Consider the following 14,688-nt stretch of genomic DNA (forward strand, 5'->3'; position numbering starts at 1 on the left):
GCACGCCACCACTGTACGGACGGGCCCCCGCCCGGAGGGAGGCGAGCACGCCGGTCGCGCCGGCGGCGCCCGCGCCTCAGCGCCCGAAGCTCGCCAGCTTCGCCCGCAGCTGCAGCACCGACTTGGTGTGGATCTGGCTGACCCGGCTCTCGGTGACCCCGAGCACGTTGCCGATCTCGGCGAGCGTGAGGCCCTCGTAGTAGTACAGCGTGACGACGGTCTTCTCACGCTCGGGCAGCGTGTTGATGGCCCGCGCCAAAAACCGGCGCAGCTCCCGGTCCTCGGCCACCTCCACCGGGTTGTCGGCGGCGGTGTCCTCCAGCGTGTCCACCAGCCGGTCCCCGCTCTCGCCCCCGACGTGCAGCAGCTCCTCCAGGGCGACCACGTTGGCCAGCGACACCTGACTGAAGACCGCGTGGAGCTCCTCCACCGTGACGCCCATCTCGTCGGCCACCTCCGCCTCGGTCGGGGTGCGCCGCAGCCGCGCCTCCAAGGTGGCGTAGGCACGCTCGGCCCTGCGTGCCTTCTGCCGCACCGAGCGCGGGATCCAGTCCAGCGCCCGCAGCTCGTCGATCATCGCCCCGCGGATCCGGGTGATCGCGTACGTCTCGAACTTGATCTCCCGGTCGAGGTCGAACTTCTCGATCGCGTCGATCAGTCCGAACACTCCGGAAGAGATGAAGTCCGCCTGCTCGACGTTGGGCGGCAGCCCCACGCTGACGCGGCCGGCCACGTACTTCACCAGCGGCGAGTAGTGCAGGATCAGCTGCTCGCGCAGCCGCTCGTCCCCCGTCGCCTTGTACGACCGCCACAGTTCGTCGAGCGTCGAGGGAGCGGGCGGCCGCACGCCGCCACCGTCGCGGGCGGCTGGGGGGAGCGCCGCCCGGTCGGATCCGGAGGTGTGCTGGGGCATTCGTCGCCTTGTGCCGTTCTGCCGTGGACTGGTGGGTGGTGTGGGGTGTGTCGCCGCGGGGCCGTGATCGCCTGTCTCGTCGGGAGTCCGGCCGGGAGTCCGGTCCGGTTCCTGTCTCGTTCCTGTCTGGCCTGTCTGGTTCCTGTCCGGTTCCTGCCGTCTGCACCGGGATCCTCGTGAGCGTAGCGTGACTGCACTGTCGCGGTGTGCGCACGCAGGCGGGCGCAGCGGACGCAGATACGTTCCGCTGGGTGTCGCGTCCGGGCGGTTCCACCCCCGTGAATCGACCGGTGGGAACGTCAACTCCGCGCTGCTCCAAGGGTGTCGAGGTTCCCCCGTACGGCCGAACGCCCCCGGTCAACTCCGGATCCGGCCGGCGCGCGCCGAGAGCACCGCCTGGCGTGTCAACTTCCAGCCGTCGCCATGTCGTTCGACGTAGCCCAGGGCCCGGAGCTCGTACAGCCGCGCGACCGCGTCGTCCTGTGTGGTCTGCGCGCCGCGGGCGATCTCGTCCACCGGTGCCGCGCCGCGCCCGGGCAGTGCGGCCAGGACCCGCCGCGCCCGGGGTTCCAGCAGGTCGCGCGGCAGCACGGGCCCGCGCCGCTCGGGGGCGAGCTCGCCCATGTCGCCCACCAGCTCGACGACTTCCGCGGCGTCGGTGACCAGCACCGCCTCACCGCGCAGCAGCTCGTGCACGCCCGCGGAGAGGCTGCTGGTGGCCGGCCCCGGCACCCCCATGGTGTGGCGGCCGAGGCGCTGCGCCGCCCGCGCCGTGATCAACGAGCCGCTGCGGTGGGCGGCCTCGACGACCACGGTGCCCCGGGTGAGGGCCGCGATGACCCGGTTGCGCACGATAAAGCGGTTCGGTGTCGGATGCTCGCCCGGCGGCAATTCCCCGACGAGGATCCCCTGTGCCGCGATCCTGGTGATCAGCTCGGCGTGTCCGCGCGGGTAGGCCCGGTCGACGCCGCAGGCCAGGACGGCGACGGTGGCTCCGCCGGCGCCCAGGGCGCCCCGGTGGGCGGCGCCGTCGATGCCGTAGGCGCCGCCCGACACCACGACCCAGCCGCGCTCGGCGAGCTCCGCGGCGAGGATGGCCGCCATGTGCGCGCCGTACTCGGTGCAGGCGCGGGCGCCGACGACCGCCACCGAGCGCAGCGCCCACATCCGCAGGCTGGGGCGGCCGCGCACCCACAGTCCCACGGGCCGGGCATCCCCCAGGTCGTCGAGCTGCGCGGGCCACTCGGGGCCGCCCGGGCCCACGAACCTCGCCCCGGCCGCGTGGGCCGCGGCGAGGTCCCGCTCCGGCTCGGCCCGCACGGCACGCGCCCGCAGCCCCGCCCACCGTCTGTCGCTCACCCCGGGCAGGGGCCGGCCGCCCTCCCGCAGCCGCCGGGCCACCTCCCGCACCCCGTGTTCCCGCACCCACTTCCCCACGGCCTCGTCCCCCGGTTCGGTGACGCGGCTGAGGAAGACCCGGGCGAGCAGCTCGCCGCCGGGGGTTTCGGCGGCGCTCACACCGGCGCCCCGATCGCCATGGGCACGCCGCGCGGGACGCCCGTGCGCAGCTGCAGGGCCAGGGCGACGTCGCCCGCGTCGGGCCGGTCGTGTCCGGCCAGGTCGGCGACGGTCCAGGCGACGCGCAGGACGCGGTCGAGTCCGCGGGCCGTGAGCACGCCCCGCTCCAGGTTCCGCTCGGCCTCGTCCATCGCCCCGGGCCCGGCGCGCCAGCGGCTGCGCAGCTCGCGTCCGGGCACCTCGCCGTTGGTGCGCCAGGGGGTGCCGACGAGGCGGGCGGTGGCGCGCTCCCTGGCCGCCCGCACCCGCGCGGCGACCGCCGCGGTGGACTCGCCCCGGGCACCGCGCGCGGTCAGCTCGCCGCGGGTGACGGCGTCCACCTCGACCCGCAGGTCCACCCGGTCCAGCAGCGGGCCGGAGAGCCGGGCCTGGTAGCGGCGGATCACCGAGGGCGGGCACTCGCACAGGGTGCCCGTCCGGGAGAAGCGGCCGCAGGGACAGGGATTGGCGGCGAGCACCATCAGGAATTTCGCGGGGAAGCGCACCACTCCGGCGCTGCGGGCGATCACCACGTGCCCGGCCTCCAGGGGCTGGCGCAGCGCGTCGAGGGCCCGGCTGCTGAACTCGGGGGTCTCGTCGAGGAAGAGCACGCCGCGGTGGGCGAGGGAGACCGCGCCGGGGCGTGCGACGCCCTGGCCGCCGCCGACGAGGGCCTGCATGGTGGCGGAGTGGTGCGGGGCGCAGTAGGGGGCGACGTCGATCAGGGGCTTGCCGGGCGGCAGCAGCCCGGCGACCGAGTGCACCGCGGTGACCTCCAGGGACTCCTGCCGGCCGAGCCGGGGCAGGACCGCGGGCAGCCGCTCGGCGAGCATGGTCTTGCCCGCGCCGGGCGGTCCCTCCAGGAAGAGGTGGTGCCCGCCGGCCGCGGCCACCTCCAGGGCCGTGCGAGCGGAGAGCTGGCCGACGACGTCGGCCAGGTCGTGTCCGTGGTCGTGCGGGACGGCGCCCACGTCGTGCAGGCCGGTGGCCGCGCCCGTGCCGGGCATGCGCAGGCCGGCCAGAAGCGGGTCGGGGCGGCCCTGCTGGTCCGGTTCCTCGTCGGGCACGGGCTCGTCGGTCAGGACCGCGATCAGCTGCCGCAGGCTGCGAATGCCGAGCACGGACACGCCGGGCACCAGGGAGGCCTCGGCGGCGGCGCACTCCGGCACGACGACCTGCTCGTACCCGGCGTCCGCGGCGGCCAGGACCGCGGGCAGGACGCCGCGCACCGGGCGCACCCGGCCGTCCAGGCCCAGTTCCCCGATCATCACGACGTCGGCGAGCACCCGCGGGTCGATCCGCTCGGCGGCACCGAGCACGGCGCAGGCGACGGCGAGGTCGAAGCCGCTGCCGGCCTTGGGGACCGAGGCCGGGCTGAGCCCGACGGTGAGCTTTTTCTGCGGCCACTCGGCGCCCGAGTTGACCACCGCGGCCCGTACCCGGTCCCGGCTCTCGGTCAGGCTCTTGTCGGGCAGGCCGACGAGGGTGAAGGCGGCCACGCCCGGTTCGAGGTCGGCCTGGACCTCGACGACGACGCCCTCGACGCCGACGAGGGCGACGGAGCACGTGCGGGCGAATCCCATCACGCCACCCCCCGGACGTGCTCGACGACGGGTGCGCCGCGCCGGGGCAGCAGGACGCCGACCAGGTCGATGCGGACGCCGCCCGGTGGTGCGCCGCCGTGCGTCCGGATCCACCGCTCGGCCAGGTCGCGCAGCCGCTGCGCCTTCCCCGGGGTGACGGCGGCCATCGGATGCTCGTAGCGTCCGGCCCGGCGGGCCTTCACCTCGCAGATCACCAGGACGTCGCCGTCCCGGGCCACGATGTCGATCTCGCCGGTGCGGCCGCAGCGCCAGTTGCGCTCCAGGACCGTCATGCCGGTTTCCGTCAGCCGCCGGGCGGCCAGTTCCTCGCCGTACCTGCCGAGTGCGCTGCGTGCGTGCTGGGTGTTCATGTCGGCACCACCTCCGGCGCCAACGATCACGCACACCGGGCCAAAGAGTGGATCTTGGTGGATCACTCGGCGGTTGTGGAAAAAGGCCTCACCCGTTCGGGTGAGGCCCCAGGCGGGGAGACCCCGGGCGGGCTCAGCCGCCCGGCAGCTCCAGGTCGCTCTTGTTGAGCTCCTCGATGTTCACGTCCTTGAATGTGAGCACACGGACCTGCTTCACGAACCGGGCCGGCCGGTACATGTCCCACACCCAGGCATCCGCCATCGTGACCTCGAAGAACACCTCGCCCTGGACCGAGTGCACCTGCATCTCGTAGTCGTTGGTCAGGTAGAAGCGCCGCTCGGTCTCGATCACGTATTTGAACAGACCGACGACATCGCGGTACTCCCGGTAGAGCTTGAGCTCCATCTCGGTCTCGTACTTCTCGAGGTCCTCGGCGCTCATGGCATGTTCCCCTTCAGCCGTGCGTCCCACCATTGTGCGCCAGTCCCGCGGGCCTCTAGACGATTTCGGTGTCCAGGGTCACGGGGCCGGCCGGGGGACCCTCGTCGAGCAGCCTGCGCAGCAGCTCGGCGAGTCTGGTCGGATACACCGTCTCATGTGACCGGGTCAGTTCCTGACACGTCCACCAGCGCGCCCCGGCGACGCTGCGCCGCTCCAGGTCGGTCAGGCCCGCCGCCACGGTCTCGGTCCGGGTGGTACGGGCCAGGTAGTACCACTCGTCCTGGTTCCAGCGGCGCCCCGCGAACGGGAACGAGCACGTGCGCCGCCACACCACCGGGCCGAGCTCGACGTCGGTGATGCCGGTCTCCTCGGCGAGTTCCCGCAGGGCGGCCTCCTCCCGCGTCTCGTCGCCCTCCAGGCCGCCGCCGGGGGTGAACCACCAGTCGTCGGCCGGATCGCCCGGTTCGTGCCCGTGCAGCAGCAGGATGCGGTCCTGCGGGTCGAGCAGGACGACGCGGGAGACCTTGCGGAGCTCCCCGATCTGCGGCTCCGCGCTGTGCGACTCCCCGATCTGCGGCTCCGCGCCGTGCGGCTCCCCGATCTGCGATTCCACGCCGTGCGGCTCCCCGTCGTACAGCTCCGCACCGTGCGGCTCGCGGTCCCGCGGCTCCGCACCGTACGGCCGGCCCGGTCCGCCGGTCGCGGTGTCCTGCCCCGTGTCCTCAGCGGGCACCGGCGGGCTCCGTGCGCGTGCGGGGACGGGTGCGGGAGCCGACCCGCTTGGCCACCGGGCCGTAGGCGCCGCCGCCGAGGACGAGAACGGCCCCCGTGATGATCAAGGCAAAGATCGTGCGCAGCGGGCCGGGCCGGGAGAGCGGGCCGAGCGCCTCGAAGCCCGTTGGCCGCTTCAGCATGCCCTTCATGGGCCACACGACGGCGTCGACACGGGCGGTGACGGCGCTGCGCGCCACCGTGCCGCGGGCCGCGTCCGTGAGGTGGGCGGTGGAGTCCAGGGAGCCCTGACGCTCGTCGCCGAGCAGGAACAGGCGGCCCTTGGGGACGGTGACCTCCGGGAAGTTCGTGATCTCGGCGGTGCTGCCCTTGGGCAGATAGGGCTCGTCGATCTGCTTGCCGTTGACGGTCAGCCTGCCGTTGGTGCAGCAGGCGACCGTGTCGCCGCCGACGGCGACCACGCGCTTGACGACGGGGGCGTTGGTCACCCAGGTCCTGTCGGTGAAGACGACGACGTCACCGCGGCGTATGTCGCCGCTGTCGACGCGCTGGGCGAGGACGCGGGCGCCGGCGTCGATGGTCGGGGTCATGGAGCTGGTGGGGACCGTGTACGGCCGGTAGACGACCGCGCCCCAGGCGAATCCGCCGAGGAACAACACCAGGCCCAGCGCCACCGCCAGGTTCGACAGGCGTTGTCCTGTCCGTGTCGTGCTCTCGCCACCCATGGGTGTGCACCCTACCTGCCGGTACCGGGGCGGGCCCACCCACCCGGCCCGGCAGGCCGCGGGACGACCGTCCCGAACGCTCCGCCCCGGGCCCCGGCGGGGGTTCCACCCGGTTCCGCCCCTGGCCGCAACGCCGCACGGGCCCCGCCCGGCTCACCCCTACGGCACCGCCGCGCTCAGCACCCCGTCCTTCCGGCGCCGCGCTCGGCGCACTCCCCCCCCTCGACGCCGTGCTCAGCCCCTCGACGCCGTGCTCAGCGCCCCCGTGCCTCCGGGCGCGCGCTCAGCGCCCCTCGGGCCTCCTCCTCCGCCGCCTGCGCCACACCACCACCGGTGCCACGCCGAGCAGCGCGAGGCCCTGCGGGGCCGCCGTCAGGGCGGCGGACGCGGAGGACTGCCGGTCGTTGCCGGCCTGGTCGAAGGTGTCCGGAACCGGCAGGGTGTCCCAGCGGTTGATCGGCCAGGCGACGACGATGGCGCGCCCGACGACGTCCTTGACCGGGACCATGCCGTGGTGCGCGTCGGTCTGGTTGTAGCGGGAGTCGCGCGAGTCCTGGCGGTGGTCGCCCATGACCCAGATGTAGCCCTCGGGGACCTTGACCTTGAACTGGCCGCCCTGGTCGTCGACGCTGCACGGCGTGTTGCCGGGGTAGACGTAGGGCTCGTCGAGCGGGTGGCCGTTGACCTTGAGCGGGGTGCTGCCCTTGCACTCGACGGTGTCGCCGCCGACGCCGATGACGCGCTTGATCAGGTCCCGCTCGTCCGCGGACGGCATGAGGCCGATCCAGCCGAGGACCGTCTGCAGGGCGTTCGGCTGGGCCACCGGCTCGCCGGCCAGCCAGTTGTCGGGGTCGTGGAAGACGACGACCTCGCCGCGCTCGGGCTCGGCGCCGAACCACGGGGTGAGCTTGTCGACCAGGACGCGGTCACCCATCTGCAGGGTGTTCTGCATGGAGGCGGACGGGATGGAGAACGCCTGCACCAGGAACGTCTTGATCAGCAGCGCCAGCACCAGCGCGATCACGATCAGGATCGGCAGCTCCTTCCAGAAGGAGCGTGGCCTCCTGGCCCTCTGCTGCTCGCCGTCCTGCCCGGGGGCATTCCTGTGCTGCGGTTCCTCGGTCTGGTTCTGCTCGCCCGTCACCCTGTCGTCCTCGGCCGCTCCGGATACGCTCCCGGAGGTCGCGGCGCCGCCCGCGGAGGAAGCCGCCACGGGGTGCCCGCGGTGTTCCTCGCCGTCGTGTCCGGACCGTGCGCCAACCGCCACATCCCCCACGCCAACTCCTCACTCTGTCCCGCGGCCTGCTCCACACGCGGTGCAGGCCCACCACTCCCATAACGAGCGGGAGTTCCGCAGGGCTCGGGAGCTGAACCACCCCGTTCGGATGCATTCCGTTCGGATGCGCGCCCTCCGGGTCGTCGGAGGCCACCTTATGCGACGTGCGGGGGGCCGCGGTCGACGCGGGCGCCGCGTCGCCCACGGAAGCGTACGTTTTCGGTTCCTTCAACGTACTCCAGTGCCCGAAGGGCCAGGCGATGACCATGGCCCGCCCCACCACCGAGCGCTCGGAGACCGTGCCGCCGTAGTCGGTGTCCTGGTGGAAGCGGGAGTCCGCGGAGTTGGCCCGGTGGTCGCCCATCACCCACAGCCGTCCCTGGGGGACGGTGATGTCGAACGAGGTCGTGGAGGGGGCGTTGCCGGGATAGAGGTAGTCCTCGTTCAGGGGAACGCCGTTGACGGTGACGCGTCCCTGGGCGTCGCAGCACTTGACGTGGTCGCCGCCGACGCCGACGACGCGCTTGATGAGGTCCTTCTCGTTGTCGGAGGGCAGCAGGCCGATGAAGGTCAGGCCCTCCTTGACCTGCTTGACGACGACCGGGTCGTTCTTCTTCTTGACCTGCTCGTCCGCCAGCCAGCCGCCCGGGTCGTGGAAGACGACGACGTCCCCGCGCTGGGGCTTGGAGCCGAACCACGGGGTGAGCTTGTCGACCAGGACGCGGTCGCCGATGCGGATCGTCTGCTCCATGGAGCCGGACGGGATCACGAAGGCCTGGACGAGGAACGTCTTCAAAACCAGGGCGATGAGGACCGCGACGCCGACGAGAAGGGGGATCTCCTTCACGGCCGAACGCCTGCGCTTGCGCTTGACCTTGCGCTGCAGCTTGCGCCGCTCGACGCGGGTGCGGCCGGCGACACCGGCCCCGGCGGCGCGGCGGGCGCCGGTGGGCAGGAGGCTGTCGACGGCGGTGACGGGAGCGCCGCGCCGCGGTCTGCCGCGGTTACCCATGGGCACCGCCCGTCGTCCGTGGCGCGCTCGCCTCCCGGGCGCCCGCGCCGCCCGTCGCCCCGGGTGCGCTCGCCGCCCGGGGGTTCGCGCCGGGGGCGGGCACGCGCGCGTAGGCGCCGGGGCGGTGCAGGCGGGTCCAGTGGCCGGGGGGCCAGGCGATCCAGTCGGCGCGGCCGACGACGTCCGCGACGGGCACCATGCCGCCGCCCGGCGAGCCGAGGTGATCGCGGGAGTCGCTGGAGTCGCTGCGGTGGTCGCCGAGGACGAACAGACGGCCGTCGGGTACGACGACGTCGAAGGGCACCGTGGACGGGCTGTCGCCGGGGTACAGGAAGCCCGACTCGTCCACCGACCGGCCGTTCACCTGGATCCTCCCCTCCTTGTCACAGCAGACCACATGGTCTCCACCCACACCGACAACGCGTTTGATGTAGTCGGCGTGCCCGAAGTACCCGGTGCCGTCGAATACGACGACATCGCCGCGCCGCGGCCGGGCACCGAAACGGTACGCCAACTTATTTACGAGAACGCGGTCCCCGATCCTCAATCCGCGCTCCATCGATCCGCTGGGGATCTGGAACGGCTGCACGACAAAGGTGCTGAGCAGCAGCAGGAAGAGCAGGCAGGCGAAGGCGGTGAGGGTGAGCCGTCCGCTGGGCAGCCAGTCCGCGGTCCTGCCGAGGTAGGCGCGCAACGCGAAGCGCGACCGCCCCTCCCGCGCCGCCGGCTCCGGGCTCCCCGTGGCGGGGGCCGGTGCGGAGCCGGACGGGCGAAAGGAGCGGTCGCGCTTCGTCTGCTGTGCTTCGGTGTCCATCGGAGCCAGATGCTATCCGGCCCCGCCGGGACGTACCGGAGGCGCTCAGCTCTCGCGCTTCTCCTTGATCTTGGCGGCCTTGCCGCGCAGCTCGCGCAGGTAGTAGAGCTTGGCGCGGCGCACGTCACCGCGGGTGACGAGCTCGATCTTCTCGACGATCGGCGTGTGCACCGGGAAGGTGCGCTCGACGCCGACGCCGAAGGAGACCTTGCGGACCGTGAAGGTCTCGCGGACGCCGGAGCCCTGGCGGCGGATCACGACGCCCTTGAACTGCTGCACACGGGAACGGTTGCCCTCGACCACGCGCACGTGGACGTTGACGGTGTCGCCCGGACGGAAGGCCGGGATGTCGCTGCGCAGCGAGGCAGCGTCGACGGAGTCGAGCAGGTGAGACATGTCGTCCGCTTTCTTCGCCGATGCCACAGGTCATCGACGGGAGCTAGAGGTTCTGGATGAGCGTTGCGCGTGCTCGGAGCGGGCGTCGTCTCCCCCTGTGGCAGGGCGCACGCCAAACGAGCGCACAACAGCGGCCTATTGTTCCACGGCCTTCGGCCTGCACCAAAATCGCCCGTAGGGCTCTCCCGCCGGGTCCGGGCTCCAGCCGAGGAGCGAGAGCGTCTCGCGGTCCTTCTTGTCGAAGGCCTCCGGCGGGCAGCGCTCGATGAGGTCGGGCCGGTGGGCGGTGGTCCGCTTCAGGGCCTCGTCGCGGCGCCAGCGGGCGATCCTCCCGTGGTGGCCGCTGAGCAGCACCTCGGGCACGCCCCGGCCGCGCCAGAGGGGCGGCTTGGTGTAGACGGGGCCCTCCAGGAGGTTGGCCATGGCGCCGGGCGCGAAGGAGTCGTCCCGGTGCGACTCGGCGTTGCCGAGCACTCCGGGCAGCAGCCGGGCCACGGCCTCGGTGATGACCAGGACGGCGGCCTCGCCGCCGGCCAGGACGTAGTCGCCGATGGACACCTCGTACACCGGCATCCGGGTCGCGTACTCGTCGACGACGCGCCGGTCGATGCCCTCGTAGCGGGCGGGCGTGAAGATCAGCCAGGGGCGCTCGGAGAACTCGACGGCGAGTTCCTGGGTGAACGGCCGACCGCTGGGCGTGGGCACGACGAGCGCCGGCGTGCGGGCGCCCGCCTCGTAGCCGTCGGCCAGGACGGTGTCCAGGGCCTCGCCCCAGGGCCCGGTCATCATGACCATGCCGGGGCCGCCGCCGTACGGCGTGTCGTCGACCGTGTGGTGGCGGTCGTGGGTCCACGCGCGCAGGTCGTGCACGTGCACGTCGAGCCGGCCGCGCGCGCGTGCCTTGCCGACCAGGGAGACGTTCAGCGGCTCCAGGTACTCCGGGAAGATCGTGACGACGTCGAGCCTCATGCGCTGTCGTCCCGGGACGAGGCGATCTCCGCGCGGTCGTCGATGAGGCCGGGCGGCGGGTCGATGACGGCCTTCTGCTCCGCCAGGTCGATCTCGGTGACGATCTCCCGCACGAACGGGATCATCACCTCACCGCCGTCGGGCCGCTCCACCACGAACAAGTCCTGCGAGGGCAGGTGCACGACCTCGGTGACGCGGCCCACCTCCGCGCCGTCCTCGGTGACGACGTCGAGGTCGATGAGCTGGTGGTCGTAGTACTCGTCCTCGCCCTCGGGCAGTTCGTCGGGATCGACCTCGGCGATCAGCAGGGTGTTGCGCAGCGCCTCGGCGGCGTTGCGGTCCTCGACGCCCTCGAAGCGCAGCAGCAGGCGGCCGCTGTGCACGCGGCCCGACGCGATGGTCAGCGGTCCCGCGGTGGGCGGGTCGGTGGCCAGGACGGCGCCGGGGGCGAGCCTGAGCTCGGGTTCGTCGGTGCGGACCTCGACGGTGACCTCGCCCTTGATGCCGTGGGCACGGCCGATGCGAGCGACTACCAGCTGCACGGTGGTTGGTTCTCCTGGTCTACGGCTGCCGGCCGGGAACGGCCGCCACGACTACGGGCCGGGGACGGCCCTGCGGCCCTCCCCGGCCCGAGCCGGTGCTGTGCGAGACGTCAGCGGACGTGGTCGACGTCGACGAGGTCGACGCGGACGCCGCGGCCGCCGATGGCGCCCACGACGGTGCGCAGAGCGCGCGCGGTACGACCACCGCGGCCGATCACCTTGCCGAGGTCGTCGGGGTGGACCCGGACCTCGAGCACACGCCCGCGACGCAGGGTGCGCGAGGCTACCTGCACATCGTCAGGGTTGTCGACGATGCCCTTCACGAGGTGCTCGAGAGCCTCCTCGAGCATGCTCAGGCCTCGGTCGACTCGGACGCGGCCGCGGCCTCGTCCTTCTTGTCGGCCTTCTTCTTCTGGGTGATCGCCTCACCCTTGGCCTCGTCCTCGCCGGTGAGCGACTCGAACGACGGGCGCGCGGGCTTCTCCGCCGGCTGCAGCAGGGGCTCCGGGGCGGGCTCGCCCTTGAACTTCTGCCAGTCGCCGGTCTTCTTGAGGAGGGCGAGCACGGGCTCGGTGGGCTGAGCGCCGACCGAGAGCCAGTACGCCACACGCTCGGAGTCGACCTCGATCACCGACGGGTTGTACGTCGGGTGGTACTTGCCGATCTCCTCGATGGCCCGGCCGTCACGGCGGGTACGGGAGTCGGCGACGACGATCCGGTAGTGAGGCGAACGGATCTTGCCCAGACGCTTCAGCTTGATCTTGACTGCCACGGGAGTGGGATCTCCTGGTTTGACGTGGTGTGGGCACGGCGGAGCCACCGCGTGGGGCTGCGGTGTCCGAGTGTCCGGTGGACGCGTCAGCCGGAGGAGAGAGGGATCCTGTGCGGCTGTCGAGTACAGCTAGCCATTGTGCCATACCCGGCGGGTCGCTTCCGACCGAGGTGTCCGCGCGCGGGCACACCGAAGCGGCACCCGGCGCGGCGGCGCAGTACGTCGGGTGCCTTGTCCCGGCGCCGGCGGGAGTCGCCGGGGACGCGGCTGCCACGAGCAGCCGCGTCCTCAGCGGGACCCCGCGCCCACGACCTCCTGCTCGGGGATGCGGAACGGCTTGCCGCAGCCGCCGCAGACGATGGGGGCCTGGGCCAGGACCGAGGGGACGACCCGCACGTTGCGTCCGCAGTCGCAGACGGCCTTGACCCGGACGCCGCCGCCGGAGGAGCCGTGGCGGGCGGCCGGGCCGCGGAACGTGCGGGCGGTGTCGGCCGCGGTCGCGGCGGAGTGCGCCTTCAGGGCCCGCTGCAGGCGCTCGATCGTCGGGCGGTAGCGGCGCTTGGCCTCGGGGCTGAGCGTGACCAGCGAGAAGCCGCTGCTGGGATGCGGCTCCGCGGGGTGGTCCAGGCCCAGCTCCTCGGCGATCGCGAGGAATCTGCGGTTGTGGTAGCGGCCGGCGCGGGAGGTGTCGCGGATTCCGCGTGCGGCCGCGATGCCGTGGACTGCCTCATGGAGCAGTCGCTCGAAGGAGAGCTCGTGCCCGCAGGCGGACGACGACTCTCCGATCAGGGACTCGGGTGCGGCGAGATCGGGCAGCTCGGGGTGGTGCCGCTGAATGTCGGCCCACGCCTGCGCCAGCTCTGCGGCGAGTACAGGTGGTGTCGTGCTCACGTAACGACAACGAGCCTCGGTGCCGCTGTGTTCCTATTCCGGGGCATCCCAAATAATTTGCACGTACCCGTCAGTTGCCGCTGATGCGTCCCGACGAGGGCGGGTGCGCTGATCTGCGGAGAAGCCGCACAGCTCGTACCAAGCCGGTGCGTAGCGCCCCGTACGGCGCGGGTACGCCGGGGCGCGTAGACGGGGTCCGCGCGCCGCGACGCCGGTGGTCCGCAGGTGCGCAAGAGACGTTTCGGACGTACCGCGGGTGCCCGCCCCGTACCCCAGTAAGCGCGCACGGCGATCACGACGTTACCGGGTGCGCCGTCGGCGTCCGGCACCGGCCCGTCCTCGGCGGCCGGACACCGTACGGCCGCCGCGTGCCCGCCGCGCCCGGCCGTGCCCTCCCCGCCGGGCGCCGCCCGCGGAATGCGCGCCCGGCCCCACCCTCCCCACCGGCGCCGCCCGCGTCCGCTCCCACGGCCCGTGTCCGTGCGGCCGGACGGCCGTGGCGCCGCGCACCGGCCCGTCGCCGGCCGGCTCGGTCCTGTCGATCAAGTCCTGTTGCCTGCACGGGAAGTCGTCCGCCCGCGGGGCGGGCACCGGCGCCTCGGCCGCGGCGTAAGAGCACGGGCCCGTGTTGCCGGGAGATGAATTCTCGCCACGGCGCACGGCCGAGGCGCAACCGAGGCCCTTCAACCCCTGGACGACGGGTCGGGGTCGGAGTTTTCTGGCATACGGGAGGGAGTGCGAGCGCACTGCACGGGGGCCAGGGAAACGGGAAACGGGCAACAGGCAACTCTCGTCGGAATGGGGCGCTTATCTATGACACCTTCGCTCGTGCGGCAGCACCGGCCCCACGCGGGATCCACGTCCCGCGTGGATCCGCGTGCACGCGCGCGTGACTGGTCCGAGATACAGGAGCGGATGCTCGTTCCGCTGTACGAGGCCGTCTACGAGCGACTGGACGTGGGCCCCGGCACACGGCTGCTGGGCCTGGGCTGTGGCTCCGGACTGGCCCTGCTGATGGCGGCCTCGCGGGGCGCCACGATCACCGGTGTCGACACGTCGTTCCCGGAGCGGCTCGCCCTCGCGCGCGAGCGGCTCGCCGCGGACGCGGGGGACACGCGCGCGCGTGCGGCCACCCGGCTGCTCGACGGGCCGCCGCAGGACGCGGCCGGCACCGGGGAGCCCGCGTACACGGTGGTGACGGCCTTCGAACCGATCGGCTGCCTGGACGGCGACGCGGAGGACCTGGGCGAGCTGCTGGCGCGGGCCACGCCGCTCGCCGAGCACGGGGCCCCGGTGGTGCTGGTCGGCTGGGGGCCGCCCGAACGCTGCACCACGACGTCGGTGCTGAAGGTCGCGGCCAAGCTCGCCGAGCCGCTGCCCGGCACCGGCTGCTGGCGGCCCGCCCTGCGCGACGACCTGGAGGAGGTCGCCGGGCGCGTGGGCCTCAGGCCGGACGGCTCCGGGCGCGTCGCCTGCCCCTTCGGCTACGCCGACATGGACAGCGCGGTGCGCGGACTGCTGTCCACCGGGCTGTTCGACGCGGCGATCGACGCCACCGACGACAAGCAGGTGGACAAGGAGCTGACCGAGGCGCTGCACCCGTACCGGCGGCGGGACGGCACCGTGTGGATGCCGAACGTGTTCCGGTACCTCATCGCGCGCACGGCGTGAGCGCCGACCGGCGTCCGGGGCC

The 14,688-nt window shown here is 73.0% G+C and carries 16 protein-coding genes and 1 pseudogene; 1 reads left to right on the forward strand and 16 read right to left on the reverse strand.

Features of this window, described 5'->3' with window-relative positions:
• Positions 1–76: 76 nt before the first annotated feature.
• The 16 genes and pseudogenes from whiG to IE225_RS23290 all read right to left on the reverse strand — a co-directional run bounded on the left by whiG (position 77) and on the right by IE225_RS23290 (position 12,995).
• Positions 77–913, reverse strand: a complete 837-nt coding sequence (whiG, locus tag IE225_RS23215) for an RNA polymerase sigma factor WhiG (protein WP_190059537.1) — start codon at positions 911–913, stop codon at positions 77–79.
• 357 nt (positions 914–1,270) lie between these two features.
• Positions 1,271–2,431 carry a DNA-processing protein DprA gene (gene dprA, locus IE225_RS23220; RefSeq protein WP_190059538.1) on the reverse strand — a complete coding sequence of 387 codons (1,161 nt, stop codon included), beginning with the start codon at positions 2,429–2,431 and terminating at the stop codon, positions 1,271–1,273.
• Entirely contained in the window at positions 2,428–4,053 is a 1,626-nt protein-coding gene (locus IE225_RS23225; protein ID WP_190059539.1) for a YifB family Mg chelatase-like AAA ATPase, read from the reverse strand. Before IE225_RS23225 ends, dprA begins: the two co-directional genes overlap by 4 nt.
• Positions 4,053–4,454 (reverse strand): YraN family protein, encoded by a 402-nt coding sequence (locus IE225_RS23230; protein WP_190059600.1) that lies wholly within the window; start codon positions 4,452–4,454, stop codon positions 4,053–4,055. Before IE225_RS23230 ends, IE225_RS23225 begins: the two co-directional genes overlap by 1 nt.
• Before the next feature lie 103 nt (positions 4,455–4,557).
• Positions 4,558–4,866 (reverse strand): DUF2469 domain-containing protein, encoded by a 309-nt coding sequence (locus IE225_RS23235; protein ID WP_014675276.1) that lies wholly within the window; start codon positions 4,864–4,866, stop codon positions 4,558–4,560.
• A gap of 55 nt (positions 4,867–4,921) precedes the next feature.
• Positions 4,922–5,437, reverse strand: coding sequence for an NUDIX hydrolase (locus IE225_RS23240; RefSeq protein WP_190059601.1), 516 nt, complete (start codon positions 5,435–5,437; stop codon positions 4,922–4,924).
• Between the two features lie 151 nt (positions 5,438–5,588).
• Complete coding sequence (lepB, locus tag IE225_RS23245; RefSeq protein WP_190059540.1) at positions 5,589–6,323, reverse strand: signal peptidase I; 735 nt, start codon at positions 6,321–6,323, stop codon at positions 5,589–5,591.
• Positions 6,324–6,606: 283 nt separating this feature from the next.
• Positions 6,607–7,599 carry a signal peptidase I gene (gene lepB / locus IE225_RS23250; RefSeq protein WP_190059541.1) on the reverse strand — a complete coding sequence of 331 codons (993 nt, stop codon included), beginning with the start codon at positions 7,597–7,599 and terminating at the stop codon, positions 6,607–6,609.
• Positions 7,496–8,611 (reverse strand): annotated as a pseudogene (gene lepB / locus IE225_RS23255) (signal peptidase I); the annotation flags it as partial. The gene lepB (IE225_RS23250) and the pseudogene lepB (IE225_RS23255), both read right to left, overlap by 104 nt.
• Positions 8,604–9,425, reverse strand: a complete 822-nt coding sequence (gene lepB, locus IE225_RS23260) for a signal peptidase I (protein ID WP_190059542.1) — start codon at positions 9,423–9,425, stop codon at positions 8,604–8,606. The gene lepB (IE225_RS23260) and the pseudogene lepB (IE225_RS23255), both read right to left, overlap by 8 nt.
• A gap of 45 nt (positions 9,426–9,470) precedes the next feature.
• Positions 9,471–9,821, reverse strand: coding sequence for a 50S ribosomal protein L19 (rplS, locus tag IE225_RS23265; protein WP_190059543.1), 351 nt, complete (start codon positions 9,819–9,821; stop codon positions 9,471–9,473).
• Positions 9,822–9,956: 135 nt separating this feature from the next.
• Positions 9,957–10,790: a tRNA (guanosine(37)-N1)-methyltransferase TrmD gene (trmD, locus tag IE225_RS23270; protein ID WP_190059544.1), complete on the reverse strand. Its 834-nt coding sequence runs from the start codon at positions 10,788–10,790 to the stop codon at positions 9,957–9,959.
• Entirely contained in the window at positions 10,787–11,332 is a 546-nt protein-coding gene (rimM, locus tag IE225_RS23275) for a ribosome maturation factor RimM (protein WP_190059545.1), read from the reverse strand. Before rimM ends, trmD begins: the two co-directional genes overlap by 4 nt.
• A gap of 110 nt (positions 11,333–11,442) precedes the next feature.
• A complete protein-coding gene (locus IE225_RS23280) occupies positions 11,443–11,682 on the reverse strand; it encodes an RNA-binding protein (protein ID WP_190059546.1) in 240 nt (79 codons plus the stop codon).
• Positions 11,683–11,684: 2 nt separating this feature from the next.
• The gene (rpsP, locus tag IE225_RS23285) at positions 11,685–12,104 is read right to left on the reverse strand and encodes a 30S ribosomal protein S16 (protein ID WP_190059547.1); all 420 of its coding nucleotides are present in this window, start codon (positions 12,102–12,104) and stop codon (positions 11,685–11,687) included.
• Positions 12,105–12,392: 288 nt separating this feature from the next.
• A complete protein-coding gene (locus IE225_RS23290) occupies positions 12,393–12,995 on the reverse strand; it encodes a hypothetical protein (protein WP_190059548.1) in 603 nt (200 codons plus the stop codon).
• Positions 12,996–13,808: 813 nt separating this feature from the next.
• Here IE225_RS23290 and IE225_RS23295 point away from each other — a divergent pair.
• Positions 13,809–14,666 (forward strand): MDR/zinc-dependent alcohol dehydrogenase-like family protein, encoded by an 858-nt coding sequence (locus tag IE225_RS23295; RefSeq protein ID WP_190059549.1) that lies wholly within the window; start codon positions 13,809–13,811, stop codon positions 14,664–14,666.
• Positions 14,667–14,688 lie beyond the last annotated feature (22 nt).

Source organism: Streptomyces echinoruber, assembly GCF_014651135.1.
Classification (GTDB): Bacteria; Actinomycetota; Actinomycetes; order Streptomycetales; family Streptomycetaceae; genus Streptomyces; species Streptomyces echinoruber.

Coding starts and splice junctions, on each gene's coding strand:
- whiG (WP_190059537.1), bottom strand. CDS start 913: ATGCCCCAGCACACCTCCGGATCCGACCGGGCGGCGCTCCCCCCAGCC.
- IE225_RS23225 (WP_190059539.1), bottom strand. CDS start 4,053: ATGGGATTCGCCCGCACGTGCTCCGTCGCCCTCGTCGGCGTCGAGGGC.
- IE225_RS23235 (WP_014675276.1), bottom strand. CDS start 4,866: ATGAGCGCCGAGGACCTCGAGAAGTACGAGACCGAGATGGAGCTCAAG.
- lepB (WP_190059540.1), bottom strand. CDS start 6,323: ATGGGTGGCGAGAGCACGACACGGACAGGACAACGCCTGTCGAACCTG.
- lepB (WP_190059542.1), bottom strand. CDS start 9,425: ATGGACACCGAAGCACAGCAGACGAAGCGCGACCGCTCCTTTCGCCCG.
- rplS (WP_190059543.1), bottom strand. CDS start 9,821: ATGTCTCACCTGCTCGACTCCGTCGACGCTGCCTCGCTGCGCAGCGAC.
- trmD (WP_190059544.1), bottom strand. CDS start 10,790: ATGAGGCTCGACGTCGTCACGATCTTCCCGGAGTACCTGGAGCCGCTG.
- IE225_RS23280 (WP_190059546.1), bottom strand. CDS start 11,682: ATGCTCGAGGAGGCTCTCGAGCACCTCGTGAAGGGCATCGTCGACAAC.
- IE225_RS23295 (WP_190059549.1), top strand. CDS start 13,809: ATGACACCTTCGCTCGTGCGGCAGCACCGGCCCCACGCGGGATCCACG.